The sequence below is a fragment of the Microbacterium sp. PAMC21962 genome, from assembly GCF_019443465.1.
GTDB classification, from domain to species: Bacteria; Actinomycetota; Actinomycetes; order Actinomycetales; family Microbacteriaceae; genus Microbacterium; species Microbacterium hominis.
In genome coordinates this window covers 1,296,211-1,320,286 of sequence record NZ_CP080381.1, presented here as the reverse complement: position 1 = coordinate 1,320,286, position 24,076 = coordinate 1,296,211, and the positions used below count along the sequence as shown (strand labels likewise).

The 24,076-nt window shown below is 72.1% G+C and carries 17 protein-coding genes and 1 tRNA gene; 11 read left to right on the top strand and 7 right to left on the bottom strand.

Annotated features, from left to right (window positions below; translation table 11 throughout):
• Positions 1–87: 87 nt before the first annotated feature.
• Positions 88–1,092, top strand: a complete 1,005-nt coding sequence (locus tag KY498_RS06340) for a PDR/VanB family oxidoreductase (protein WP_191008225.1) — start codon at positions 88–90, stop codon at positions 1,090–1,092.
• Between the two features lie 395 nt (positions 1,093–1,487).
• Here KY498_RS06340 and KY498_RS06335 read toward each other — a convergent pair whose 3' ends face one another.
• Positions 1,488–2,840 (bottom strand): amidohydrolase family protein, encoded by a 1,353-nt coding sequence (locus KY498_RS06335; protein ID WP_191008226.1) that lies wholly within the window; start codon positions 2,838–2,840, stop codon positions 1,488–1,490.
• Between the two features lie 158 nt (positions 2,841–2,998).
• Here KY498_RS06335 and KY498_RS06330 point away from each other — a divergent pair, with 158 nt between their 5' ends.
• The 3 genes from KY498_RS06330 to KY498_RS06320 are packed head-to-tail and all read left to right on the top strand — an operon-like array spanning position 2,999 to position 8,908.
• Complete coding sequence (locus tag KY498_RS06330) at positions 2,999–3,700, top strand: hypothetical protein (RefSeq protein WP_061782283.1); 702 nt, start codon at positions 2,999–3,001, stop codon at positions 3,698–3,700.
• A gap of 1 nt (position 3,701) precedes the next feature.
• Positions 3,702–5,360, top strand: coding sequence for a DNA polymerase Y family protein (locus KY498_RS06325; protein ID WP_191008227.1), 1,659 nt, complete (start codon positions 3,702–3,704; stop codon positions 5,358–5,360).
• The gene (locus KY498_RS06320; protein ID WP_191008228.1) at positions 5,360–8,908 is read left to right on the top strand and encodes an error-prone DNA polymerase; all 3,549 of its coding nucleotides are present in this window, start codon (positions 5,360–5,362) and stop codon (positions 8,906–8,908) included. Before KY498_RS06325 ends, KY498_RS06320 begins: the two co-directional genes overlap by 1 nt.
• A 138-nt stretch (positions 8,909–9,046) precedes the next feature.
• On the opposite strand, the gene budA is transcribed toward KY498_RS06320, so the two are convergent.
• Both budA and alsS read right to left on the bottom strand, forming a co-directional pair.
• Positions 9,047–9,778, bottom strand: a complete 732-nt coding sequence (gene budA / locus KY498_RS06315) for an acetolactate decarboxylase (protein ID WP_101305882.1) — start codon at positions 9,776–9,778, stop codon at positions 9,047–9,049.
• Positions 9,779–9,822: 44 nt separating this feature from the next.
• A complete protein-coding gene (alsS, locus tag KY498_RS06310) occupies positions 9,823–11,580 on the bottom strand; it encodes an acetolactate synthase AlsS (protein WP_191008229.1) in 1,758 nt (585 codons plus the stop codon).
• 107 nt (positions 11,581–11,687) lie between these two features.
• Here alsS and KY498_RS06305 point away from each other — a divergent pair, with 107 nt between their 5' ends.
• A complete protein-coding gene (locus KY498_RS06305) occupies positions 11,688–12,611 on the top strand; it encodes a LysR family transcriptional regulator (protein ID WP_223848880.1) in 924 nt (307 codons plus the stop codon).
• Between the two features lie 294 nt (positions 12,612–12,905).
• A complete protein-coding gene (poxB, locus tag KY498_RS06300; RefSeq protein WP_101305884.1) occupies positions 12,906–14,645 on the top strand; it encodes a ubiquinone-dependent pyruvate dehydrogenase in 1,740 nt (579 codons plus the stop codon).
• Here poxB and KY498_RS06295 read toward each other — a convergent pair.
• Complete coding sequence (locus KY498_RS06295; RefSeq protein ID WP_223848881.1) at positions 14,527–15,573, bottom strand: DMT family transporter; 1,047 nt, start codon at positions 15,571–15,573, stop codon at positions 14,527–14,529. The genes poxB and KY498_RS06295 overlap by 119 nt on opposite strands.
• A gap of 71 nt (positions 15,574–15,644) precedes the next feature.
• Between KY498_RS06295 and KY498_RS06290 the strand changes: the two genes are divergently transcribed.
• From KY498_RS06290 to KY498_RS06275, 4 genes are all read left to right on the top strand, one after another.
• Entirely contained in the window at positions 15,645–16,541 is an 897-nt protein-coding gene (locus KY498_RS06290) for a LysR family transcriptional regulator (protein WP_191008230.1), read from the top strand.
• Between the two features lie 60 nt (positions 16,542–16,601).
• Positions 16,602–16,820, top strand: a complete 219-nt coding sequence (locus KY498_RS06285; RefSeq protein WP_205282542.1) for a PLDc N-terminal domain-containing protein — start codon at positions 16,602–16,604, stop codon at positions 16,818–16,820.
• A gap of 95 nt (positions 16,821–16,915) precedes the next feature.
• A complete protein-coding gene (locus KY498_RS06280; RefSeq protein WP_191008231.1) occupies positions 16,916–19,327 on the top strand; it encodes an acyltransferase family protein in 2,412 nt (803 codons plus the stop codon).
• Between the two features lie 13 nt (positions 19,328–19,340).
• Positions 19,341–19,412 (top strand) — tRNA-Arg (locus KY498_RS06275).
• Between the two features lie 101 nt (positions 19,413–19,513).
• Here the strand turns inward: KY498_RS06275 and KY498_RS06270 are convergent.
• Both KY498_RS06270 and KY498_RS06265 read right to left on the bottom strand, forming a co-directional pair.
• Positions 19,514–19,870 (bottom strand): tyrosine-type recombinase/integrase, encoded by a 357-nt coding sequence (locus tag KY498_RS06270; RefSeq protein WP_191009653.1) that lies wholly within the window; start codon positions 19,868–19,870, stop codon positions 19,514–19,516.
• Positions 19,871–20,092: 222 nt separating this feature from the next.
• Positions 20,093–21,208, bottom strand: coding sequence for a DNA cytosine methyltransferase (locus tag KY498_RS06265; RefSeq protein WP_219879558.1), 1,116 nt, complete (start codon positions 21,206–21,208; stop codon positions 20,093–20,095).
• A 37-nt stretch (positions 21,209–21,245) separates the two neighbouring features.
• Here KY498_RS06265 and KY498_RS06260 point away from each other — a divergent pair, with 37 nt between their 5' ends.
• Positions 21,246–21,701 carry a very short patch repair endonuclease gene (locus KY498_RS06260; RefSeq protein WP_191008232.1) on the top strand — a complete coding sequence of 152 codons (456 nt, stop codon included), beginning with the start codon at positions 21,246–21,248 and terminating at the stop codon, positions 21,699–21,701.
• Between the two features lie 173 nt (positions 21,702–21,874).
• On the opposite strand, the gene KY498_RS06255 is transcribed toward KY498_RS06260, so the two are convergent.
• Entirely contained in the window at positions 21,875–24,076 is a 2,202-nt protein-coding gene (locus KY498_RS06255; RefSeq protein ID WP_191008233.1) for a 3'-5' exonuclease, read from the bottom strand.

Below are 24,076 nucleotides of genomic sequence, written 5' to 3'. Positions count from 1 at the left end.
TGCAGCCGTGTTAAATCCGCGCGAAGAGTGCGGCCGGTCGCCGCCCGCGGGCGGGACGGCCCCGCGCGAATGGGAAGAGTGGGATCCATGAGCTACTTCAGTGACGTCGAGCGCGACCTCGTGGTCGCCGCCCGCACCGTGCTCGCCGACGGCGTCGTGGCACTCGACCTCGTGGCCCACAATGGCCGCGACCTTCCCGGCTGGGCGCCCGGGTCGCACGTGGACCTCATCCTCGCCGACGGCCGTCAGCCCGGGACGGAGCGCATCGAGCGCCAGTACTCGCTCTGCGGCGACGCCGCGGACCGGTCGACGTGGCGGGTCGCGGTGCTCCGGGAGGACGACGGGCGCGGAGGGTCGGTGCGCGTGCACGACGACGTGCAGGTGGGCCAACGGCTGCGGGTGCGCGGACCGCGCAACCACTTCTCGTACGACATGGTGCCCGAAGCGGTGCACCGCTTCGTCGCCGGCGGTATCGGCATCACCCCGATCCTCGCGATGGTGCGCGCCGCGGCCGCCGCGGGGGCCGCGTGGACGCTCGACTATGCCGGGCGGTCGCTGTCGACCATGGCCTTCGTCGACGACGTGCGCGCGCTCGACGACGGCACGGGCCGCGTGCGACTGCATCCCTCCGACGAGGGCTCCCGCCTCGACGTCGCCGCACTCGTGGCTGCCGCCGCCGCCGACGGCGGTCCCGTCTACGCCTGCGGTCCGGCGCGACTGATCGCGGCCCTCGAGGAGGGCTTCGGAGCGGCGGGGCGCGCCGAGGCGCTGCACGTCGAGCGGTTCGAGGCGATCGCGTACGGCGAGCCGGTCTGGTCGGAGCCGTTCGAGGTCGAGCTCGCGATGACCGGCGACGTCGTCACGGTGCTGCCCGGCCAGTCGGTCCTGGAGGCGATCGAGGAGCAGAGCCCGACCGCGATGGTGCTCTCCAGCTGCCGCCGCGGCACGTGCGGCACCTGCGAGGTGCCGGTGCTGGAGGGAGAGGTGGAGCACCGCGACTCGGTGCTGACCCCGCTCGAGCGGGAGCAGGGAGCCGTCATGATGGCCTGCGTCTCGCGGGCGGCCTGTCCCCGGATCGTGCTCGACGTCTGAGCGGGTGCCGCGGCGGCTTGGGCTGGGGTTGGGGCTTGGGTTGAGGTTGGGTTGGGGCTTGGGTTGCGGTTGGGTGGTGGTGACGATCGTCGGACTTTTCCGGCGTGAGCCCCGAACCGAGGGATGGTCTGGTGTCATCCACCGGGATTCTCCGGCGTACGTCACGTCGCGCTCGCCGCGCTTCTGTGCGGGCCGGACGGCCGCGCCGACGGTGGGGGCACCGGGGGAGCTCGGGCCAAGCGGGGCCGATCCTGTGACGAACGTCGGAGGTTGTGCCCTGCCCGCGGCGGAAGGGGGCCGCGGTGGGCCGATCCTCGCGGAAACTCCGACGGTGGTCACGGCTCCGGGGCGCCGACGCCGGCCGGCGCCAGGGCTCCGGGGTGGCGGCGCCGACGTCAGCGGCCGACGCGGGCGCGGAGCGCGGCGGTGAGCGCGGTCTCGTCGCCGCTGACCAGCCGGTAGTCGCGGACGACCACGCGCCCGCCGACCACGACGTGCCGCGGCCGGCGCCCCGGGTGGGCCCACAGCAGTCCGGCGACCGGATCGGCCACGCCCGCGTCCGCGACGCCGGAGACGTCCCAGACGCACGCATCGCCCGCGGCCCCCGGGGTCAGGATGCCGAGCTCCGCCCGACCGAGACCCGCGGCGCCGCCCGACGTGGCCATCGTCAGGACGTCTCGCGCCGGGAGCGTCGGCCCGACGAGGCCCGACACCTGCATCGCGAGGCGGGCGTCGGCGAGGAGGTGCCCGGCGTCGTTCGACCCGCCGCCCGAGGTGCCCAGACCCACGGCGATGCCGTGCGCCCGCAGGCGGGCCACGGGGGCGATGCCCCACCCCATCGGCACGTCGCAGCCCGGTGCGTGCGTGGCGGTGACGCCGGCGGCCGCGAGACGTGCGATCTCGGCCTCCGTCACGTCGCACAGGTGCGCGATCGTCACGTCCGGCTCGAGCCAGCCCCACTCCTCGAGCAGGTCGAGGGGCCGCCGGCCGTACCGGGCGAGCGCGATCTCGGTGTCGACCTGCTCGTTCGCCTGGGTGCGCCGGCGCAGACCGTGGCGCCGCGCCACGTCGCCGAGCGCGCGGAAGGTCTCCGCGGAGTCGGAGTGCACGCCCGCCGGGCCCACCGCGAGCTGCAGCATGCCGTCGGCGCTCGTGCCGCCCGGGACGTCGGCGGCGGAGGGGAGGAGGTCGCGGACGATCGCCTCCGCGCTCGCCGCGGCGGCGGCGGGGGCGTCGCGGGCCGATCCGCGGACGAACACGAGGCGCGCGCCGAGCTCTGCGGCCGCACCGGCGATGGCGTGCGCGATCGCGACGGTGTCGTCGACCGGAGTGGGGGAGGCCGCGGGGTCGGGCCAGTTGAGCTGGTGGTCGGCGACGGTGGTCACTCCGCACAGGAGCGACTCGGCCAGCCCCACGCCGGCCGTCGCGCGGACGAGGGAGGCGTCGATGCCCGCGGCGGCATACGCGGCGGCCATCGCGGGCAGCCACTCCCGCATGGGCACTCCCCGGGTGCCCGGCAGGGTGCGGAAGCCCGACTGGAGCAGGTGGTGGTGCGCGTTGACGAGACCGGGGGTGACGAGGCCGCCCTCGGCGTCGAGGGTGTCGTGCGCGGATGCGGCGGGCTCCGCGGTCGGGACGCCGACGCGGCCGTCCGCGCCGATCACGAGGTCGCCGGTGCGGTCGAGGTCGGGCTCGTCGAAGCGCTCCACGATGAGGGAGGCGCCCGTGATGGTCAGCGTACGGGTCATGGCGTCCGTCCTATCAGTCGCATGTTTCGCGCAGATGAGCCGTCCGGCGCGGCCGGTCGAGGGATGCGGCGCGCAATGTCCGAACCCGTTCTTATCTTCGACGCAGAGGCATTGAAGTACTAGAACACATGTTCTAATCTGTCGAAGTGAGGCCGATCGTGGGGAACGTCGCTGCCGCGGACGTCGCGGGCACCGTGAGCACCCTGCGCGCGCAGATGGAGCGCATGCAGGGGCGTCGCCTCGACACGCCCGTGCTCCCGGTGCCGCCGGCGCTGGCGTCGCTGCTGCCCGGCGGAGGCCTGCGCACGGGGGGAGCCTACGCGCTCGGGCGGTCGATGTCGCTGCTGTTCGCTCTGCTGGCCGAACCCTCGCAGACCGGCTCGTGGTGCGCCGTCGTGGGCATGCCGCACGTCGGTGTGGAAGCGGCGCGCGCCGCCGGCGTGGACCTGTCGCGGCTCGTCCTGGTGCCCGATCCGGGCGAGCGCTGGCTCGCGGTGACCTCGACGCTCGCCGATGTGCTGTCGGTCGTGGCGGTGCGGCCGCCGGCCCGGGCGAAGGATGCCGACGTCGCCCGGCTCGCCGCGCGCATGCGTGAACGCGATGCCGTGCTGCTCGTGCAGGGCCCCTGGCCGCAGACCGAGGCGATGATCGACGTCTCCGATCCGTCGTGGTCGGGCCTCGGCGAGGGCCACGGCATCCTGTCGGGACGAGAGCTCACCGTCACGGTGACCAGCCGGCGCGCGCCCGTGCCGCGATCGAACCGGCTCCTGCTTCCCGACGAGCAGGGCCGCCTCGGCGGGGGGGAAGGCGCCGGCCGCTCGCGCGTGCCCGCGCCCGTGCCGATGAGACGGGCGGTGTGAGATGGATGCCGATGTCCGGGGCGGCCCGCCCCCTCCGCGCAGTCTGGTCGTGTGGGTGCCCGACTGGCCGATCGTCGCGCTCACCCGCGACGGCGACGACCCGCTGGACGCCGACGGGCCCATCGCCGTGTTCGAGAAGGGGATGGTCGTCGCCTGCTCGGCGGCGGCGCGCGCCGAGGGCGTCCGGCGACGGATGCGACGCCGTGATGCGCAGGCCCGCTGCCCGCAGCTGACGGTGGTGGATGCCGACGCCGTGCGCGATCATCGGGCGTTCGGGCCCGTGATCGCGGCGATCGAGGAGGCCGCACCGAACGTGCAGGTGATCCAGCCCGGACTGTGCGCCCTGCACGCGCGCGGGCCGGCGCGCTATTTCGGCGGTGAGGCCGCGGCGGCGACGGTGCTCGCGGGCGCCGTGTCGAGCCTCGGCGTCGATGACGTGCGGGTGGGCATCGCCGACGGCACCTTCACCGCCCAGCAGGCGGCCCGCGGCGGCACGCGCCGGGAGGATCCGGTGCGGATCGTGCCGGCCGGTTCGGCCGCGGCCTTCCTCTCGCCGCTGCCGGTGGGGGTGCTCGACGAAGAGCTGGCCTCGCTGTTCGGCCGGCTCGGGGTGCAGACGCTGGGCGAGGTCGCGGCCCTCGGCGCCGACCGGCTCGTCGAGCGGTTCGGCGCGCGCGGTCAGCGGCTGCACGCGCTGGCCGCCGGCCGCGACCCGCGCCCCGTGACGGCGCGCACGCCGCCGCCCGAGCTGCACCGCGAGGTCGCGTTCGAGCCCCCGGTCGAGACCGCGGACCAGGTCGCGTTCGCCCTGCGGATGCCGGCTGCGGAGTTCGTCTCCCGGCTCGGGGAGCAGGGGCTCGTCTGCACCGAGCTGCGTGTCGTGCTCACCGGCGACCGCGGGGAGCGCAGCGAGCGGGTGTGGCTGCATCCCGGGGCTTTCGACGCCGCCGCGGTGGTCGACCGGGTGCGCTGGCAGCTCGCCGAGCAGGGCGCGGCGACGGGCGCCGGGGGCGCGAGCGGCGCCGGGGGCGCAGGGGGCGCCGGGGGCACGAGCGGCGCCGGGGGCGCCGGGCGCGGCGGGACGGGACGGGCGCTTCGCAGCGCGGTCGTACGGGTGCGCATCGAGCCCGAGGCGGTGGATGCCGCCGCCCACCACACCGCGCGGCTGTTCGGTTCGGGTCCCGAGGAGCGCGTGCATCGCGCGCTCTCGCGCGTGCAGGCGATGCTCGGACACCAGGGCGTGCTCACTCCCGCGGTCGGCGGCGGTCGGTGGCTCGCGGAACGACAGCGGCTCGTGCCCTGGGGGGACGTCGCCGCCGATCTGCGCACGGGCGAGCGTCCCTGGCCGGGGAGCCTTCCCGATCCGCTGCCGACGACGGTGTTCGCCGAGGGGATGCCGGTCGCGGTGCTGGATGCCGACGGCGACATGATCGCCGTGGATGCCCGCGGGGAGCCGACCGCCGTCCCCGCGGCGATCGAGCTCGGCGGGCGGCGCCGCGGCATCCGCACCTGGGCGGGACCGTGGCCGGTGATCGAACGCGCGTGGGATCCCGAGCGGGCTCGGCGGGCGCACCGCTTCCAGGTGGTCGACGTCGCGGAGGGCGCCTGGCTGCTGGTGTGCGAGGAAGGCGTCTGGCAGATCGAGGGGAGGTACGACTGATGGGGTTCAACAATCCGTCGGTCCGCTGGTCGGAGATGGCGCGCCTGCTCGGTGCGCCGATGATCGGCGGCGACCCCGCACCGGACGGCGGCGACGGCCCCGCCTTCTCCCGCAAGCGCGGTGCCTACGAGCGGCCGCCGATCGAGCGGCCCACGGATGCCGTGCCGTACGCCGAGCTGCACGCGCACTCGTCGTTCTCGTTCCTCGACGGGGCGTCTTCGCCCGCCGAGCTCGCCGAGGAGGCGGAGCGGCTGGGTCTGCACGCCCTCGCGATCACCGACCACGACGGCTTCTACGGGATCGTGCGTTTCGCGGAGGCCGCCGAGCAGCTTCAGGTGAAGACCGTGTTCGGGGCGGAGCTCTCGCTCGGGGCAAGCGGCGGCGCGGGGGAAGGGGCGGGGCGTGCGACGGGCCTGCTCGCCGGTCCGAGTGCCGCGCGGGCCGGGGCGCCCGACCCCGCCGGCTCGCACCTGCTCGTGCTCGCCCGCGGCGAGGAGGGCTACCACCGGCTGGCGGCGGCTCTCACCCACGCACAGCTCGCCGGCGGGGAGAAAGGGCGGCCCTGGTACGACCTCGACGAGCTCGCCGCGCGCGCCGACGGGCACTGGGCGATCCTCACCGGATGCCGCAAGGGCGCGGTGCGTCAGGCGCTCGCCGCCGGGGGAGCCGATGCCGCGGCCGCCGCGCTCGACCGGCTCGTCGCGCTGTTCGGCGCCGACGCGGTGAACGTCGAGCTGATCGACCACGGCGCCCCCACCGACACCCGCGACAACGACGTGCTCGCCGCGCTCGCCGCCGCACGCTCGCTCCCGGTGCTGGCGAGCAACAACGTGCATTACGCGGTGCCCGACCGCGTGCACCTGGCGGCCGCCGTCGCGGCGGTGCGCGCCAATCGCGGCCTCGACGAGCTCGACGGCTGGCTGCCGTCGCACGCGAGCGCGCATCTGCGTTCGGGCGCCGAGATGACGCGGCGGTTCCGCCGCTACCCGGGCGCGGTCGCCCGCACGGTCACGCTCGCCGACGAGCTCGCCTTCCCCCTGCGCCGCGCCAAGCCGGCCCTGCCGAAGATGGCCGTCCCCGACGGGCACACGCCGATGTCGTGGCTGCGCACCCTCGTGTGGGAGGCCGTGCCGCGCAAGTATCCCGACCTCACCGAGAAGAACCGCGCGCGCATCGAACGCGAGCTCGACGTCATCGCGCAGAAGGACTTCCCGGGCTACTTCCTCATCGTCCACGGCATCGTCGCCGAGGCCCGTCGCCGCGGCATCCTGTGCCAGGGACGGGGCTCGGCCGCCAACAGCGCCGTCTGCTACTTGCTGGACATCACGGCGATCGACTCGATCTACTACGACCTGCCGTTCGAGCGGTTCCTGTCCGCGATGCGCGAGGAGGAGCCCGACATCGACGTCGACTTCGACGCCGACCGGCGCGAGGAGATCATCCAGTGGGTGTTCGGCGAGTACGGGCGCGAGCGGGCGGCGCAGGTCGCGAACGTCATCCAGTACCGTCCGAAGAACGCGGTGCGCGACATGGCGAAGGCGCTCGGACACTCGCCCGGTCAGCAGGACGCCTGGTCGAAGCAGGTCGAGCGGTGGGACGGCGCCGTCGCGGGCTCGCACGACATCCCCGATCGCGTGCTCGAGTACGCCGCCGAGCTGCTGAAGGCGCCGCGACATCTCGGCATCCACTCGGGGGGCATGGTGCTCACCGAGCGTCCCGTGGGCGAGGTGGTGCCGATCGAGCACGCGCGGATGGAGAACCGCACCGTCATCCAGTGGGACAAGGACGACGCCGCGTGGATGGGGCTCGTGAAGTTCGACCTGTTGGGGCTCGGCATGCTCGCCGCGCTGCAGCACTGCTTCGATCTCATCGCCGACGCGACGGGGGAGCGGTGGACGCTCGACACCCTCCCCAAGGAGGAGGCCGCGGTCTACGACATGCTGTGCCGCGCCGACTCGATCGGGGTGTTCCAGGTGGAGTCCCGCGCGCAGATGGGGCTGCTGCCGCGGCTGCAGCCGCGGCGGTTCTACGACCTGGTGATCGAGATCGCCCTGATCCGGCCGGGTCCGATCCAGGGCGGCGCGGTGCACCCGTACGTGCGCCGCAAGCTGGGGCTGGAGGAGCCGACGTACGCCCACGAGAAGCTCCGACCGGTGCTGGAGCGGACCCTCGGTGTGCCGGTGTTCCAGGAGCAGCTCATGCAGATGGGGATGGCCGTCGGCGACCTCACCGGAGAGGATGCCGATGTGCTGCGCCGTGCCATGGGCTCCAAGCGCGGCATCGAGCGGATCGAGTCGGTGCGGCAGAAGCTGTACGACGGGATGGCGCGGCACGGGCTGGTCGGACAGGTCGCCGACGACATCTACGCGAAGATCCAGGCGTTCGCGAACTTCGGCTTCGCGGAGAGCCACTCGCTGTCGTTCGCGCTGCTCGTCTACGCGTCGTCGTGGCTCAAGCTGCACTACCCGGGCGCGTTCCTCGCCGCGCTGCTGCGTGCGCAGCCCATGGGCTTCTACTCCCCGGCGACCCTCACCGCCGACGCCCGCCGGCACGGTGTCGTCGTGCGTCGCCCCGATCTGCACGCCTCCGGGGTGGATGCCGGTCTCGAACCCCTCGACGAACCCGCTTCCCCGGTCGTCGACCCGGCGAGCGCAGCCCTCTCCCCGGTCGTTGAGCGAGAGAGCGCCGCCCCCTCTCCGGTCGTTGAGCGAGAGAGCGCAGCGAACGAGTCGAAACGCGTCCCCACCGGCATCCCCGCCTGCACCGACCGCCACCAGCCGCCGGTGCCGCCGTTCGATGCCGCCGCGCCCGACGCGTCGGCCGCCCATCGCCGGGACGGCCGTTTCGCCGTCCGACTGGGGCTGGCCGCGGTCACGGGGGTGGGAAAGCCCCTCGCGCAGCGCATCGTGTCGACGCGCGAGAGCGACGGCCCCTTCCGTGACCTCCGCGACCTCGTGCGGCGAACGGGCGCCACGGCCGCCCAGGTGGAGGCGCTGGCGACGGCGGGGGCGTTCGAGAGCATGGGCATCACGCGGCGCCAGGGGCTCTGGCTGGCCGGCGATGCGGCCCAGGATCTGCCCGAGTTCCTTCCCGACTCTCTCGTCGCCGTGCAGCCCCCGCTGTTCGGCGACCAGTCCACCTACGACGTGCTCGCCGCCGACCTCTGGGCCACGGGCATCTCCACCGACGACCATCCCCTCACGCATTACCGGGCGCCGCTGGATGCGCGCGGGGTGCTCACCTCTCGCGAGCTGCGCACGCACGAGGTCGGGCGGCGGGTCGAGGTCGCGGGACTGGTGACGCACCGGCAGCGGCCCGCGACGGCATCCGGGATCACCTTCATCAACCTCGAGGACGAGCACGGCCTCGTCAACGTCATCTGCTCGAAGGGCGTCTGGGACCGCTATCGCCGGGTGCTGCGGGATGCGCCGGCGCTCATCGCGCGCGGCATCCTCGAGCGTTCACCCGAGGGCGTCACGAACCTCGTCGCCGACGCGTTCGAAGACCTGCGCGTCGGCGTGCGCCACCGCTCCCGCGACTTCCGCTGACCCCCACACCCACCCCGCCGAGCCGCTATTCTCCGGCCGAGCCGCCATGCTCTGGACGGCCCGCGACATAGCGGCTCGGCCACAGCATGGCGGCTCGCCGGAACGCGGGGCGCGCGGCGCGGCGCGCGGCGCGCGGGGTCAGGGGAGGGGAGCGTGCTGCTCGGTCTTCGCGAGCTGGGCGGCCAGGTCCTCGGGGGCGAGGGCGGCCTCGCGGAACTCCGTCGTCAACGGCAGGCGCAGATGCAGGTCGGTGCACAGGCACAGCTCGACCGTGCCGTGCTCGAGGGTGAAGTCGAGCACGTGGCCGCCGCGGGTGCGTCCGTCGTCGATGAAGTGCGCGTGGCATCCGGGCACGCCGATGCCCTGCTCGTACAGAGGCGTGCGGAAGGCGACGATCGTGCCGTCGACGTCGTCGAACTCGAGCACGGCGTCGTCGTCGGTCGCCTCCGTCATGGGGCGGTACGGCTTCTGCTGCCGGGTGACCGTCCGCGCCGTCACGCGGCGGAACCGCCCGGTGATGCGCAGTGCGTACATGTAGTTGGCCGAGGCGGTGATCGCATCGATCGCGGCCGAGGCCTCCGCGCGCGTGGCCCCGTCGGGCAGCGAGCGGGTGATCGTGGGGACGAAGTCGGTCACCACCGCATACGGCGTGGCGGAGTCGGCGGATGCCGCGGCCGCCGTGCCGTCGCCGCGCAGCCGGTACGCGACACCGTCGACGACGACCATCTCTCCGTCGAGGGCGTTGAACGTGCCGATGCCGAAGTCGCCGTGGCCGAGCAGCTCGCCGACGGTCATGTCGTCTTCGTAGATGCCGTCCAGCAGCGCGGCCATCAGGCTCGTCTGGAAAAGGGTGTGGCGTTCGGCGCTCATGCGCGGTCCTTTCGGGACGGGAGGCGAAGAGGAGGAGGGGGAGGTCACAGCAGCACGTCGGCGAGGAGGTCGCCGCCGAGACGGCGGAGGTTGTCGCGGTAGTCGACGGGCACGTCGATGACGGACGGCCCAGGCTCAGCGAGGGCCGCGACGATCGTCGGGACGAGATCCTCGACCCGGGTCACGCGATGTCCGTGCGCCCCGAACGACTCGGCGAAGGCCACGACGTCGTAGGCGCCGAGCTCCACGGCCGCGGTGCGCCCGTACTTCTCGACCTGCTGGAACGCCACCATGTCGTACGCCGAGTCGTTGAAGACGATGTGCGTGAAGCTCGCCCCGACCCGCACCGCGGTCTCCAGCTCGACGGCGGAGTAGAGGAAGCCGCCGTCGCCCGAGACGGAGAGCACCGGGTCGCCCGCGTCGGCGAGACTCGCCGCGATCGCCCACGGGAGTGCCACCCCCAGCGTCTGCTGCCCGTTCGAGAACATCAACGAGCGCGGCCGGTAGGTGCGGAAGTGGCGCGCCATGTACAGGTAGTTCGACCCCACGTCGCAGAGCACGGTGGCCTCGTCGGGCAGGGCGGCGCGGATGCCGGCGACCACCGCGACCGGATCGAGACCGAACGCGTCGTCGTGGTGCGGGTCGCCGAGGTCGGTGTTCTCCGCCAGGCGCGTGCGTTCGCGTTCGACGATGACCGCCGTCGCCGCATCGCGCTGCGGGATGCCGCCGCGCGTGTGCAGCGTGCGCGTCAGATCGGTGAGCGTGGTGGCCAGGTCGCCGAGGAGCTCGACGTCCGGCCGGTAGTCGTTGTCGATGTCGGCCGCGACGGTGTCCACGTGAACGATCCGGCGTTCCTTGCCGAGGTTCCACTCGGCGGGCACGAACTCCACCGGGTCGTAGCCGAGCGTCAGCACGAGATCGGCGTGGTGCAGAAGGACGTCGCCCGGCTGGTTGCGGGCGAAGCCCACGCGGCCCAGGTAGTGGTCCTCGAGGTCGCGCGAGATGATCCCTGCGGCCTGGAACGTCTCGACCACCGGCAGGCCCGTCGCGCGCAGCAGCGCGTGCAGCGCGTCGACCGTGCGCGGGTCGCCGCTGCGCGCCCCCGCCAGCACGACCGGGAACCGCGCCTCGCGCAGCAGCGCCGCGGCCCGGTCGACGGAGGCGGCGGCCGCCCCGCCCACCGCCGCCGGCACGATCGGCTCGGTGAAGCCGACGGCGGTCGTCGCGGTCGACACGTCGTAGGGGAGCACGACGGCCGCCGCGCCGCGCGGCTCCCGCGTGGCGGCGCGGAACGCGTTGACGATCGCTTCGGCGACGTTGTCGGCCGCGGTGACCTCGGCGGCCGAGACGGTCACCGTCTGCAGCATGCCGACGGCATCCATCGCCTGATGGGCCCGCTTGAGGTGCTGCGACCGTGAGACGGCGCCGCAGATCGCGACGACGGGGTCGCCCTCGGTCGTCGCCGTCAGCAGTCCCGTCGCGAGGTTCGCCGTGCCGGGCCCGCTCGTGACGAGGACGACGCCCGGGATGCCGGTGAGACGCCCCACCGCGGCGGCCATGAAGACGGCGTTCTGCTCGGTGCGGCAGGTGATCAACTGCGGTGCGCCGGCGACGCCCTGTACGGCGGCGAGGGCGTCGAAGACGGGGTCGATCTTGGCGCCCGGGACGCCGAACACCCAGCGCACGCCGTGGGCGCGCAGCACCTCGACGACACGGTCGGCGGCACGGGTCCCGACGGGCGGGGCGGTGACGGCGGCGTTGGCAGCCGCTGGGGACGGGGCGAGGACCGGCGCGATGCTCATGACTCCATGTTCCGCCCGGCGAGCGGTGCGAGGAAGACGGCGTTCGCGATGCGACTCATCTGCTGCGCAGATGATTCCGGGCTGCACGGAGGGAGGATGATCGAGATATGGATGTGCGTCACCTCTCCGTGTTCGTCGCGGTCGCGCAGGAGTTGAGCTTCACGCGCGCCGCCGATCGCCTGCTGCTGGCGCAGTCGGCGGTCTCGACGACCGTGCGCGATCTCGAACGCGAACTGGGGGTCGAGCTGTTCGACCGTTCGCATCGGCAGATCCGCCTGACGGGTGCAGGTGAGGAGCTGCTGACCCGCGCGCAGCAGGTCCTCGAGCAGGTGCGCGAGCTCGGGGAAGCCGTCGCGGCGGCGGCCACCGAACTGCGCGGCGCCGTCACCATGGGGCTCATGACGGGGGTCGACCTCGTCGACGTGCCGGGGCTGCTGGGTCGCTATCACGAGCGGCATCCGGCCGTCGCGGTGCAGCTGCGGGCGACCGGGCTCGGCTCGACGGGCCTGGTGGCGCAGCTGGAGAGGGGCGAGATCGACGTGGCGCTCCTCTCCGTCGTTGACGGGCTTCCCGCGACACTGCGGGGCGAGGTCGTCGCATCGTCGCCGTACGTGCTCGTCGTGCCCGACGGCCACCCCGCGGCAGACCGCGACCGCGTCGCTCTCGGCGAGCTGGAGGGGGAGAGCTTCATCGACCTCCCGCCCGGCTACGGGTCGCGACGCATCGTCGACGACGCGTTCGCCCACGCCGGAGTGTCGCGGCGTGTGCTCATCGAGGTCGCCGATCTCTCGACGGCGGCGACCTACGTGCCGCAGGGCCTCGGTCTGGCCATCGTGCCGGAGTTCGCGGCGGCCGCGGCATCCGCGAGGGCGTCGGCGGCGCACCGCGGTCGGATGCCGGTGCGCACCGTGCCGCTGGACGGCGCCGTACCCGCGTTCGCCGTCTCGCTCGCGTGGGCGCGGCGACGTCCGCTCAGCTCCGCCGCGCAGGCGCTCGTCGAGCTCCTGCGCAGCGAGCTGCTCCCCGCGTGAGGCCGCCACGCGCGGACGGCGGGGGTGAGGCGTTTCGACTCGGGCCTGCGGCCCTCGCTCAACGACCGGGAGGTGGTGACGTGCGGGTGGCGGGGGTGGGGCGTTTCGACTCGGGCCTGCGGCCCTCGCTCAACGACCGGGAGGTGGTGACGCGCGGGTGGCGGGGGTGAGGCGTTTCGACTCGGGCCTGTGGCCCTCGCTCAACGACCGGGAGGTGGTGACGTCCCAGCGGGCGCGCACGTTTCGACCGACGTCGAGGCCCGCCGTGCCGACAAGCGGCGTAGCGTCGAGGGCATGGCGAATGTTGCGGACTTCTTCATCGAGACTCTCAAGCGTGCCGGCGTCACCCGCATCTGGGGGCTCCCCGGCGACTCGCTCAACGCGTTCACCGACGCGCTGCGCCGCGACAGCGCCGGCGACGCGATCCGCTGGATGCACATGCGCCACGAGGAGGCCGCGGCCTTCGCCGCCGGCGCCGAGGCCGAGCTCACCGGCGAGCTCGCCGTGGTCGCGGGCTCGTGCGGTCCGGGCAACCTGCACTTCATCAACGGCCTGTTCGACGCGAACCGCAACCGCGTGCCGCTGCTGGCGATCGCATCCCACATCCCTTCGGCCGAGATCGGCAGCACCTACTTCCAGGAGACGCACCCGCAGGAGCTGTTCCGCGAATGCAGCGTCTACACCGAGCTCGTCGCCGACCCGTCCCAGCTGCCGTGGGTGCTGGAGATCGCCATGCGCACCGCGGTCGAGAAGCGCGGGGTCGCGGTGGTGGTCGTCCCCGGCGACGTGTTCTTCGCCGACGCGCCCGACCGCCGTCCCACCGCCCCGATCCGGGCGACGGGCTCGACCGTGCTGCCCGCGGCATCCGCCCTGGCCGCCGCCGCGACGGCGCTCAACGACGCGAAGAAGGTGACGATCCTCGCCGGATCGGGCGTCGCCGGCGCGCACGACGAGGTGCTGGCCCTCGCCGAGGCGCTCCAGGCGCCGATCGTGCACGCCCTGCGCGGCAAGGAGCACATCGAGTGGGACAACCCGCACGACGTCGGCATGACGGGACTGCTGGGTTTCGCCTCGGGCTACAAGGCGATGGAGTCGTGCGACACGCTCCTGATGCTCGGCACCGATTTCCCGTACCGGCAGTTCTACCCGTCGAAGGCGACGGTCATCCAGGTGGACGTCCGCGGCGAGCAGCTGGGGCGGCGCACGCCCATCGACGTCGGCCTCGTCGGCGGGGTGAAGGAGACGGCGAACGCGCTGCTGCCGCTGCTGCAGCGGGACCGCTCCTCGTCGCACCTCGAGGAGAGCGTCGCGCACTACCGCAAGACCCGCGAGCGGCTGGACGATCTCGCCATCGACGACGGCAAGGCGCCCGTGCGGCCCGAGTACGTCGCCCGCGTCATCGACGAGCTCGCCGCCGAGGATGCCGTGTTCACGGCCGATGTCGGAAGCCCCGTGATCTGGGCCGCGCGCTATCTGCGCATGAACGGGCGCCGGCGGCTCATCGGTTCCTTCGCCCACGGGTCGATGGCCAACGCCATGCCGCAGGCGCTCGGAGCGCAGGGTGTCGACCGGTCGCGTCAGGTGATCGCGCTCGCCGGGGACGGCGGCCTCGCGATGCTGCTGGGCGATCTGCTGTCGATCCGCCAGAACGACCTGCCGGTGAAGATCGTGGTCTTCAACAACTCCTCGCTGAACTTCGTCGAGCTGGAGATGAAGGCCGCCGGCATCGTGAACTTCGGCACCGGGCTCGAGAACCCGAGCTTCGCGGCGATCGCGGAGGCGATGGGCATCACCGGCATCCGCGTCGAGAAGGCGAGCGAGCTGCGCGGCGCCGTCGCGCAGGCCCTCGCCGTCGACGGGCCGGTGCTGATCGACGTGGTCACCGCCCGGCAGGAGCTCGCGATCCCGCCCGCGATCACGCTCGCTCAGGCGAAGGGGTTCTCGCTGTGGGCGCTGCGGACGGTGCTGTCGGGTCGGGGCGACGAGCTGATCGACCTCGCCGAGACCAACGTGTGGCGCCGTCTGTTCCACTGACCGCTCGGGCGGTGCGGTGCGGCTCACCCGCCGCCTCGCGGCGACCGAGGCGGTGGCGGCGCTCGATCGCCTGACCCGCGTAGCTGGCGGCGACGATGAGGGCCGCGCCGCCGATGCCGACGACCCCGATCGCCTCCCCGCCGAGGGTCACGCCCACGACGAGCGCCCACACCGGCTCGGTGCCCATGAGCATGCTCGCCCGCGCGGCGGAGGTGCGCCGCACCGCCCACAGCTGCACGACGAACGCGAAGACCGAGCACAGCAGACCGAGGAAGACGACGTCGGCGACGGCCGCGGCATCCAGCGCGCCGACCGCGCGGGGCAGCGCCGGGCCCGCGAGGAGGGTGAACACGGCGCTGCCGACGACCAGCTGCACGAACACGACGCCGAGCGAGCCGTCGGCGCGTGAGCGCGTGAGGTGGCCGCTCGCGGTGACGTGAACGGCGCGGACCACGGCGGCCGCGATGACGAGCAGGTCCCCGGCGGTGGGCGGGCGGATGCCGTCGCCGGAGACGAGCAGGGCGACGCCGATGACGGCGGCGACGGCCGCGACGAAGTAGGAGCGCGGCAGCCAGACCCGCGAGACGATCCCCTCGAGCGCCGGCGTCATCACGAGTGCCAGGCTGATGAGCAAGCCCGCATTGGTCGCCGAGGTCAGGCTCACTCCCCAGGTCTCCAGGCCGATGATCGCGGCCTGCGAGATGCCGAGGATCACGGCGATGAGCAGGCCGCGTCCGCGGGGCAGGCGCTGTCGCGCGAGCAGGCACAGGATGCCGGCGCCCGCCGCGGCGACGAGGAAGCGCAGCGCGTTGGCGCTCGGGACGCCGGTGACGGCGACGAGGTCCTTGGCGGCGAGGAAGCTCGCGCCCCACACGACGGCGACGGCGAGGAGGGCGAGGTCGACGAGGAGGTCGGCGCGCCGGGTCATGGAGTCAGAGTGGCAGCATCCGGCGTGAAGAACATCGGGCAATGTCTTCATCGATGTGTTAGAGATTGCTTATGGATCCGATGCGGCTGCGGCTGCTCCGCGAGCTCGGCGACCGGGGGAGCGTGACCGCGGTCGCCGCCGCGCTGCACGTCAGTGCGTCGGCCGTGTCGCAGCAGCTGGCGATCCTGCAGGCGGACGTCCCGGTGCCGCTCACCGTGAAGCAGGGGCGCACGCTCGTGCTCACGGATGCCGGGCGCGCGCTGGCCGCAGCAGGGATGCGGGTGGAGGAAGCCCTGGTGCTCGCGCGGGAGAGCGTCGGCGCCTACCTGGCGCTCGACCCGACGCCGGTGCGCGTCTCGGCGTTCCACAGCGCGGGCGTCGCCCTGTTCGGACCGCTGCTGGCCGCGGTCGGCGGCGATGCCGTCGCGTTCGCCGACGCGGATGTCGCACGGGAGGACTTCGCCGGTCTCACCGCCGATCACGATCTGGTGATCGCGCACCGGCTCGCCCACGATCCGCCCTGGCCGCGCGAGCGGGTGCGGGTCACGCCGCTGTTCGCCGAGCCCCTCGACGTCGCCCTTCCCGCGGCCCATCCGTTGGCGGCCCGAGACGCGATCACCCCCGCGGAGCTGCGCGGTCAGACGTGGATCTCGACCCATGACGGTTTCCCGCTGGCCGGGGTGCTCCATGCCATCGCCGCGGTCGGCGGCGAGCCTCCCGTGATCGGTCACCGGGTCAACGAGTTCTTCGTCGCGGCCCAGATCGTGCGTGCGGGCGCGGCGATCGCGATCATGCCGCGCTACACCGCCCGGGCCCTCGCGACGGAGGGAATGGTGCTGCGCCCGGTCGCCGGGCTCGCGCTGGTGCGCCACGTCGACGTGCTCGCTCGTCCCGACGCGCTCGCCCGCGCGGCGGTCCGCCGCGTGCTCGGTGCGCTCGCCGACATCGCCGCCGATCTCGCACGGTGAGACTGCGGGATGTCGGGCCGACCCCGTGAGTTCCGTCGCCGTGTCGGGCATGCTGGAGGCATGGTGGTCTCCGGCTGGCACGTCCTGATCCTGATCGCGGTGCTCGCGGGCATCGCGTTGTTCATCGCGGCCGTCGTCAGCATCGCCTCGTCGGCGGCGACGAGCTTGGAGAAGACGCTCTGGATCCTCGTCACACTGATGTTCCCGCTCATGGGTCCGATCGTGTGGTTCGCCGTCGGGCGGCGTTCGATCGTCGCCAATCCCGCCGAGCGACGTTGAGCGGTGTCGAGCGGCGGATCGCGGTCCTGCGCCGTCGCAGTGGGAGCGCTCCCTTAGGCTGAGTCCAGCCCCTCTTCCCGTCCCCGGTCTCCTCCGTGCCTCTACGTCGCGACATCCAAGGTCTGCGCGCGCTCGCCGTGCTGGCCGTCATCGGCGCGCACGCCGCCGGCTGGCCGCGGGGCGGGTTCGCCGGTGTCGACGTGTTCTTCGTGATCTCCGGTTTCGTCATCACCGGGATGCTGCTGCGCGAGCAGCGGGAGACGGGCCGCATCCGGTTGGCGCGCTTCTACGGCCGGCGCGCCCGGCGGCTGCTGCCGGCCGCGCTCGTCACGGTCGGGGCGGTCGTCGGTGCCGCGTTCGCCCTCTTCGGTCGTGCGCGGGCCGAACAGGTGCTGTGGGACGGTGTCTCGGCGCTGCTGCTGGTGTCGAACTGGCGGTTCACGCAGCAGGGCACCGACTACTTCCACGCCGGCGATGCCGTGTCGCCGCTGCAGAACTTCTGGTCGCTGTCGGTCGAGGAGCAGTTCTACCTCGTGTGGCCCGGCCTTCTCATCGTGTCGCTGCTGTTCGTGCCCGCCGTCGCGCGCCGCGGCCGGGCGGTCGCCGCGGTGGTGGCGGCGTGGGCGGTCGTCGTGGTCGCGGCATCCTTCGGCTGGGCGCTGCTGCAGGGGGCGTCGGCGCCGACGGCGGCGTACTTCTCGACAGCGACCCGGGCGTGGGAGTTCGCTCTGGGCGCCCTGCTCGCCGCCGGGGTGCCGGTGCTGCGTCGGATTCCCGCGGCCGCCGCGGCCCTGCTGGCCTGGATCGGCGTCGCCGGTGTCGTCGCATCGCTCCTGCTCATCGACCCCGCGAGTGTGGGCTTTCCCGGACCGTGGGCTGCCGCGCCGACGTCCGCGACCGCGCTGGCGCTCGCCGGCGGCGTCGCCGCATCGCCGCGGGCGCTGTTCCCGTGGACGAACCCGCTGGCGGTCGTCGTCGGCAACGCCTCGTACTCGCTCTATCTGTGGCATTTCCCCGTGGTCGTGTTCGCCGCCGCCCTGCTTCCGGCGTCGCCCTGGTCGCTGCCGCTGACCCTCGCGATCGTCGCCGTGGTGGGCGTCGCGTCGTACGCGATCGTGGAGCAGCCGCTGCGCTACGCGCCGTTCCTGGGCGGCCGGGTTCCCGTGGCGGATGCGGGCGCGGACGCTGACGCGGCGCCGGATGGGGGACTGGATGCCGCGCCGGCGACGGCCGGTCGAGCGGCGCCGGCTGCCCCCGCTCCGCGCACCCCCGAGATCGCGACGCGCCGGCCCGCGGGGTGGCAGCCGGGCACCCGCTACTACCCGGGCGGCGCGCGCATGGTGGCCGAGGCTGCCGCGCCGGACGCGGAGGCGGTGCCGCCGGCATCCGTCGTCGAGGCGATCGTCGAGGAGCGGCTTCCGGAGCCGGACCCCGTCGCTCCGACACCGCCGGTCCTCGAGGCCGCCGGGCCGGTGGCGAGCGTTGCTCCGATGGTGGCCTGGCGGGAGCGGTTCCGCACGCAGGTGGCGCTCGCGACCGCGGGGCTGGTCGCCGCGGCGCTGCTGCTCGTGCTCGCCGTGCAGGTGCAGCAGCCGCGTCCGGTTCCGCCGAGTGCCGACGCGGCCCAGGCGGCGCCCGCGATCGACGACCCGACGGCGGCGCTGCAGGCAGACCTGGCCGCCGCGGTGTCGGCGACGACCTGGCCGGAGCTGCATCCGTCGCTCGATGAGGTGATGGCCCAGTCGTCGGGGGCCAACCCGACGCACGACTGCTTCGCGCCGACGCCGCTTCCGGATGCCGCGGCGTGCACGTGGGGGAGCGGCGACGCGCCGCGCCACCTCTACCTCGTGGGCGACTCGACGGCGATGGCCTACGCGCCGGCGCTGAAGGCGCTCGCCGAAGAGAGCGGGGGTGCGATCCGCGTCACCACCGTGGGGCTCTACGGATGCCGGTTCACGGACGTCTTGGTGCAGAACGACGACCCCGCGGTGATGCAGGCGTGCACGCAGCGGAAGAACGACGTCGCGGCGATGATCGCGGCCGACCAGCCCGAGAAGGTGCTCGTCTCGAACGCGTACACGCTGGGCCGCACCGCCGACGGGCGCGACCTCAGCGCGGCGGAGCTCACCGCCGCCGAGGCCGCGGAGATGGCACGCTACGGGATGCCGGGGCGCATCGTCTATCTCGAGGCTCCGCCGGAGGGTGCCCCGCTCGGCAATTGCTACACGCGCCTCGGCTCGCCGTACGCCTGTGCGACGAGCATCACGCCGACCTGGCGCGACATGCAGGCGGCGACGACCGCCGCGGTGGCCTCGTCCGGTGATCGCGTGGTGGATGCCCTGGCCTTCACCTGCTGGCAGGACGTGTGCCCGGCGTTCGCGGGGACCCTGCCCATCCGCTACGACCAGACGCACCTGACGGTCGCCTACTCCGCACACCTCGCGCCATACCTGCGGTGGGCGCTGGATGGGGGCGGCGGGGCCGGTGCCGCGGCGCCGCCCGGGTAGAATCGACGCGCCAGCCTCTGTAGCTCAGTGGAAGAGCCACTCCGTCCTAAGGAGCGGGTCGGGGGTTCGAATCCCTCCAGGGGCACACCACTTTGCTTCCGACCGCGCGTTTCTGCCGTGGCCAGACCGCAGCGAATCGCGTTCGCGAGCTTTCGCTTGACTTGGCAGAATGCCGAGATCGAACGTCTAAAACGCCTGCGGCGGATCGAGCAGATGAACAATCTGCTCTGCGGTCGGTTCTGCCGCGAGTATCGCGTCTGCGGGCCGGTAGGCAGCGTGATGCGCAGCATGGCGTCGTTGGGCGGGGGGGGCGACGGCATCCAGATCGTCGTCGAAGAGGTCGGCGTAGGTGTCGAGGGTCATCGCCGCCGACGCATGCCCGGGCATTCGCTGCACGGCCTTCACGTTCGCACCGGAGCTGGTTACGAGCGATGCGGCGGTGTGACGGGGATCGTGCGGCGTGAGTCTCGGGATCGATGGATCGACAGCCTGCGCGCGCCTGACCGCATTCGCGAGCGATCCCTGCGCACGCGAGTTGCGCATGTGGTTGACGCCGTCGCCGAAGAGCAGCCCCTCCCCGGGCCCGTGCCGACGCACGCCTGCTCGATCATCGGCGCGAGGCGCTCAAGGTATGCGACCGAGAGCTTCTTGTGCGTCTTCGGTGTGCCGACGTGGATCCCGTAGCCGATCATCACCGCGTTCTCCTCGATGACGAAACGTCCGCGCAGGTGGTTCACGGCGCGTACCCTTCGCGCGGCCCAGCGGTCACAGACGTTCTAGGAGGTGCTCAGCGATCGCTCGCCCCAATGGCACGGGCACAGCGTTCCCGATCTGGCGCGCGATCGCCGTCTTCGAACCGACGAACCGGTGCGTGTCGGGGAATCCCTGCAAAACCGCCGCCTCGTAGTGCGTGATCGCGCGGTTCTCGGTCGGGTGCAGGTATCGGCCCTTTTCGGGCTTGAAGAACTCCGTGCGGACTGTCACCGAGGGCTTGTCCCAGTGCAGTCGCCCCATCACGTCGCCCGATCCGTTCGTGTGTCCGAGCCAGCACGGCGCCTTCAGCCGATCGGGGAGATCGAACCTGTTGCCACCTTCTGGAATCTCCGAGAAGCGAAGCTTGGAGATCTCCGCGTAGTCGCGCCCGATGTGGAGCTCGAACGGGCGGAACACGCCGGGGAGCTCGGTGCCGAAGAAGGACTTGACGCGGCCGTCAAGCCTGGTTTCGGTGACGGTCGATGGGATGTTCATGAATGCTTGCCGCACCGTGCGATGCCGCCCGACGTGCGTCGGCTCCGGCATCCCGACTGGCAGCAGATCTCGATGGCGACCTATCAGGATCGCCCGCTTACGGGCCTGGAATGCGCCGTAGTCGGCAGCGTTCAGAATGTCCCACTCGAACGTGTAGTCACGCAGGATCCCGTCCGACTGCGTCGACTCAGTGAAGTCACGGAACTGCTGGGACTTCGCGAATGCCGCGACATTCTCGACGACGAAGTACTTCGGCTGCGCTCGCAGAATTGTGGTGGCGTACTCCTGCCATAGGTAGTTGCGTTTGTCGGTGGCGTCTCGTTTGCCGAGGGTCGAGAACCCCTGGCACGGGGGCCCGCCGACGATGACGTCGACGGTAGGCGGCATCTCTTCTTTCAGCCAGTCTTCGATGCCGCCCCGGTAGACCAGGTCCTCGCCGAACGTCGCAGCAAAGGTGGCGGCGGCTGCCGTATCGAGCTCGACGGCGCGGGCAACCCGGAAACGATCAGACGCTGCATGGAACCCCGCGGTGAGCCCGCCGGCGCCGGAGAAGAGATCCAGCATCGTGATGGTCCGCGTCGCACGTGCGGAGGCGGGGGTCGCATCGACCTCGGCCGGGAGCTGCAGAGTCATCGCGTCCAATCTACTGTTGAGGTGGAGGGATTCAGGGATGGCAGCCGGCGAGTCGACGGCGCCCCGACGTCGCGACGAGTCGTGGGCCAGCACGCCCGGTTCGCGCGCGTCCATGCAGTCCAATCGCGGCCGCGACACGTCCCCTGAACTCGCCGTCCGTCGTCGCCTCCACGCGCTCGGCCTGCGCTATCGGGTCTCGGTCCGGCCGGTCAAGAACGTACGCCGCACTGCGGACATCGTTTTCTCACGTGCCCGGATCGCAGTCTTCATCGACGGATGCTTCTGGCACGGGTGCGCCGAGCACTATCAGGCGCCCGCCCGCAACGCAGAGTTCTGGCTTGCCAAGCGAGTACGCAACCAAGAGCGGGATGCTGACACCGACAGCATCCTCCAGGCGCACGGCTGGCGTCCCCTCCGCATCTGGGAGCACGAGGTCCGCGCTGATCCAGACGCGGCCGCGGCACGCATCGCAGCGGTGGTCAGATCGACCTGATCGACGCGGAACCGTCGATGCCAGGTCGGGCGCTCGTCCGGCGTCGCGACAGGTGTACGCGGGTCGCTCCCCGGCGCTTTCGCGTCTGCGATCTCCATCCGGAATCGCTGGCCGCGCACTCCTGGGACGAGAAGTCGCGCCGCGAGTCGGCTTCCTCCTCGATCATCGACGCCTCACCCGAGCAGCAGCGCGCTCGGCGCCCCCTTCCACGTCACCACCAGCTCATCACGCGCGCGGCTCGCGGCGACGTAGAGCAGAGAACGAAACTGCTTGTCCTTGTCGGGCTTGTCCTCGTCGGGCACGCCCTTGTAGGCCCACGGGGGAGGGAATGCTCCGTCCGAGACATCGAACAGCACGACCCGCGAGAACTCCATGCCCTTCGCGGTGTGCATCGTCATGGCCACGGTCTGACCGCCGGTCACACGCGGCTGGGTGATCAGAGCCACCGAAATGTCGCGCTGCGCGAGCCCTTGCTGCACCTTCTTCGCTGAATTGTTTGACGACGCCAGCACTGCGATCGTCTCAGGGCGCACGCCTTCCTCGTCGCACCAGCGGTTGATATCCGCCGCGATCAGGTCGAGCTGCTCTGCATCCGACTTCGCCGCACGCTTCGAGGGTTTGGGCCCACTTCGCGCCGAGCGATACCCCTCGGTCGACACCTCCAGACCCTCGGCGTCGTCGTACTCTTCGCCGGCGAGCACCCCGAGGGCGAAGCGCAGATTCTCCAGCGTGGTGCGATAGTTCAGCGTCAGTCGCCGCGAGCGGCCCTGGATCTGGATGCCGTAGTGCTTCAGCACCGTCGAGCGCCCGTAGATGCGCTGATGCGAGTCGTCGGCGATGAAGAGGTCGTTCGGCCCCTCGGTCACGATCGCGCGGAGCAGCTTCCACTTCGAGGGCTCGAGGTCCTGCCCTTCGTCGACCAGCACATGATCGGCGAGTGTCGTGCCGCGCGACGTCAACCATGTCGCGCCGACCGCCGCGATCTCGCCGTAGCCGAGCTGGTTCGCGATCCGCTGGTCCTTGCGCATCTGCTCGATGACCGCCCATACCGAGGCTCGCTTGCCGCGGTCGAGGGCGACGCCACGCCCCGGTCGCCGGACGGTGAAGTAGGCGTTCGCTTCGAGGATGCCCGCCGGAAGCACCACCTGCGCGTACTCGTCATCGAAGAAGGATGTCGACTGCAGCGAGATGGGGAGTGCAGATCCGGCTTGCGTGATCGCCGAAGACCAGTCCGGTTCCGCGGGCGATGCGGTCTTCTCGCGCGTCGAGCCGATCGTCGCGAGCGCGGCCGCGCCGAAGTCATCTCCCGCGCGGAGGCGCACTTCGGCTGCGAGTTGGTCGACACCCTTCACGAGCACGCCAGCGTCGCCGAGCCTCTCGGCGATCGGCACCGAAGCATCGAGGCGTTCCAGGTCGCGGCGCAGGTTGTCGGCCAGGGCCCGCGTGAATGTGGTCAGGATGACGCGTGCCTGCGGGTTCGCGAGCGCGAGGCGTCGCGCCCGGTGCAACAACACGACAGTCTTGCCCGTGCCGGCTCCTCCGCTGAGACGGAACGATCCTGAGTAGTCCTTCTCGACGTATGTGCGCTGTTCGGGATGGAGGAAGATCCGCCAGGCACCGAAGTCGCCGTCCTCGATGATCCGACGGAGCTCTTCGCTGTTCTCGACGTAGGTGAACTGCATACGGGATGCAGGGTGCTCGAGCGCCTTGAGGATCTTCGTGGCCTCATCCTCGTGCGGTTCCACCTCGACCGGCTTGTCGAGCCCGAGCTGCTCGCGGATGACGTGCAAGGCTTCCCGAGCCGCCATGGACAGAAGAACCTCCTGCTGCCACGGGGTGTGCAGGCCTTCGGCGAACTCGAGTAGCGAATCCTCGTCGGGGAGCGCAAAGGCGCCCTCGGCCACGTCTTGCGAGAATCCGAACTCCTCGGAGAGGTCCGTGATGAAGTAGCCCAGCTCGCTCAGCAACGGCGCCGACGTGGGTGTGCCCGCAGTGGATACCGGCGCGGTCTCGCCCGCATCCGCCGCCACCTCTTGCGCGGCGACCGCCTCGTGGAGTTCGAGCACACCGTTGACGTGATTGACGTGCAGAGTGAGCTTCTTCGCCTTCTCCGTCCCCTCGTCGTGCGGCCACGTACCCGCGTAGACGTAGTGGGTCTCTCCGCTCGGGGGATCGATCCGGAACAGCACCGCACGCCAGAACTCATTCACACGGCCGGTACGGGCACGCGGGTCGGCCGAACCGTTGATGGGCTCTATGTGAAGGCCCGGAGTAGCGTCGCTCTGACTCAGCTTGTCGATGAAGGTGAAGATCAGCGCCTTGAGGTCCTTGTCATGCTTGGGCTGCTTGACGGTGGCGTAGGTGACGGCCGGCAT

Excerpts from the sequence above, each read along its gene's own strand:
- KY498_RS06295 (WP_223848881.1), bottom strand. The coding sequence starts at position 15,573 with ATGACCCGGCGCGCCGACCTCCTCGTCGACCTCGCCCTCCTCGCCGTC.
- alsS (WP_191008229.1), bottom strand. The coding sequence starts at position 11,580 with ATGAGCATCGCGCCGGTCCTCGCCCCGTCCCCAGCGGCTGCCAACGCC.
- KY498_RS06285 (WP_205282542.1), top strand. The coding sequence starts at position 16,602 with ATGGTGGTCTCCGGCTGGCACGTCCTGATCCTGATCGCGGTGCTCGCG.
- KY498_RS06325 (WP_191008227.1), top strand. The coding sequence starts at position 3,702 with ATGGATGCCGATGTCCGGGGCGGCCCGCCCCCTCCGCGCAGTCTGGTC.
- KY498_RS06260 (WP_191008232.1), top strand. The coding sequence starts at position 21,246 with ATGGCAGCCGGCGAGTCGACGGCGCCCCGACGTCGCGACGAGTCGTGG.
- KY498_RS06270 (WP_191009653.1), bottom strand. The coding sequence starts at position 19,870 with ATGCGCAACTCGCGTGCGCAGGGATCGCTCGCGAATGCGGTCAGGCGC.
- KY498_RS06320 (WP_191008228.1), top strand. The coding sequence starts at position 5,360 with ATGGGGTTCAACAATCCGTCGGTCCGCTGGTCGGAGATGGCGCGCCTG.
- KY498_RS06305 (WP_223848880.1), top strand. The coding sequence starts at position 11,688 with ATGGATGTGCGTCACCTCTCCGTGTTCGTCGCGGTCGCGCAGGAGTTG.
- KY498_RS06265 (WP_219879558.1), bottom strand. The coding sequence starts at position 21,208 with ATGACTCTGCAGCTCCCGGCCGAGGTCGATGCGACCCCCGCCTCCGCA.
- KY498_RS06340 (WP_191008225.1), top strand. The coding sequence starts at position 88 with ATGAGCTACTTCAGTGACGTCGAGCGCGACCTCGTGGTCGCCGCCCGC.
- budA (WP_101305882.1), bottom strand. The coding sequence starts at position 9,778 with ATGAGCGCCGAACGCCACACCCTTTTCCAGACGAGCCTGATGGCCGCG.
- KY498_RS06290 (WP_191008230.1), top strand. The coding sequence starts at position 15,645 with ATGGATCCGATGCGGCTGCGGCTGCTCCGCGAGCTCGGCGACCGGGGG.
- KY498_RS06255 (WP_191008233.1), bottom strand. The coding sequence starts at position 24,076 with ATGCCGGCCGTCACCTACGCCACCGTCAAGCAGCCCAAGCATGACAAG.
- poxB (WP_101305884.1), top strand. The coding sequence starts at position 12,906 with ATGGCGAATGTTGCGGACTTCTTCATCGAGACTCTCAAGCGTGCCGGC.
- KY498_RS06335 (WP_191008226.1), bottom strand. The coding sequence starts at position 2,840 with ATGACCCGTACGCTGACCATCACGGGCGCCTCCCTCATCGTGGAGCGC.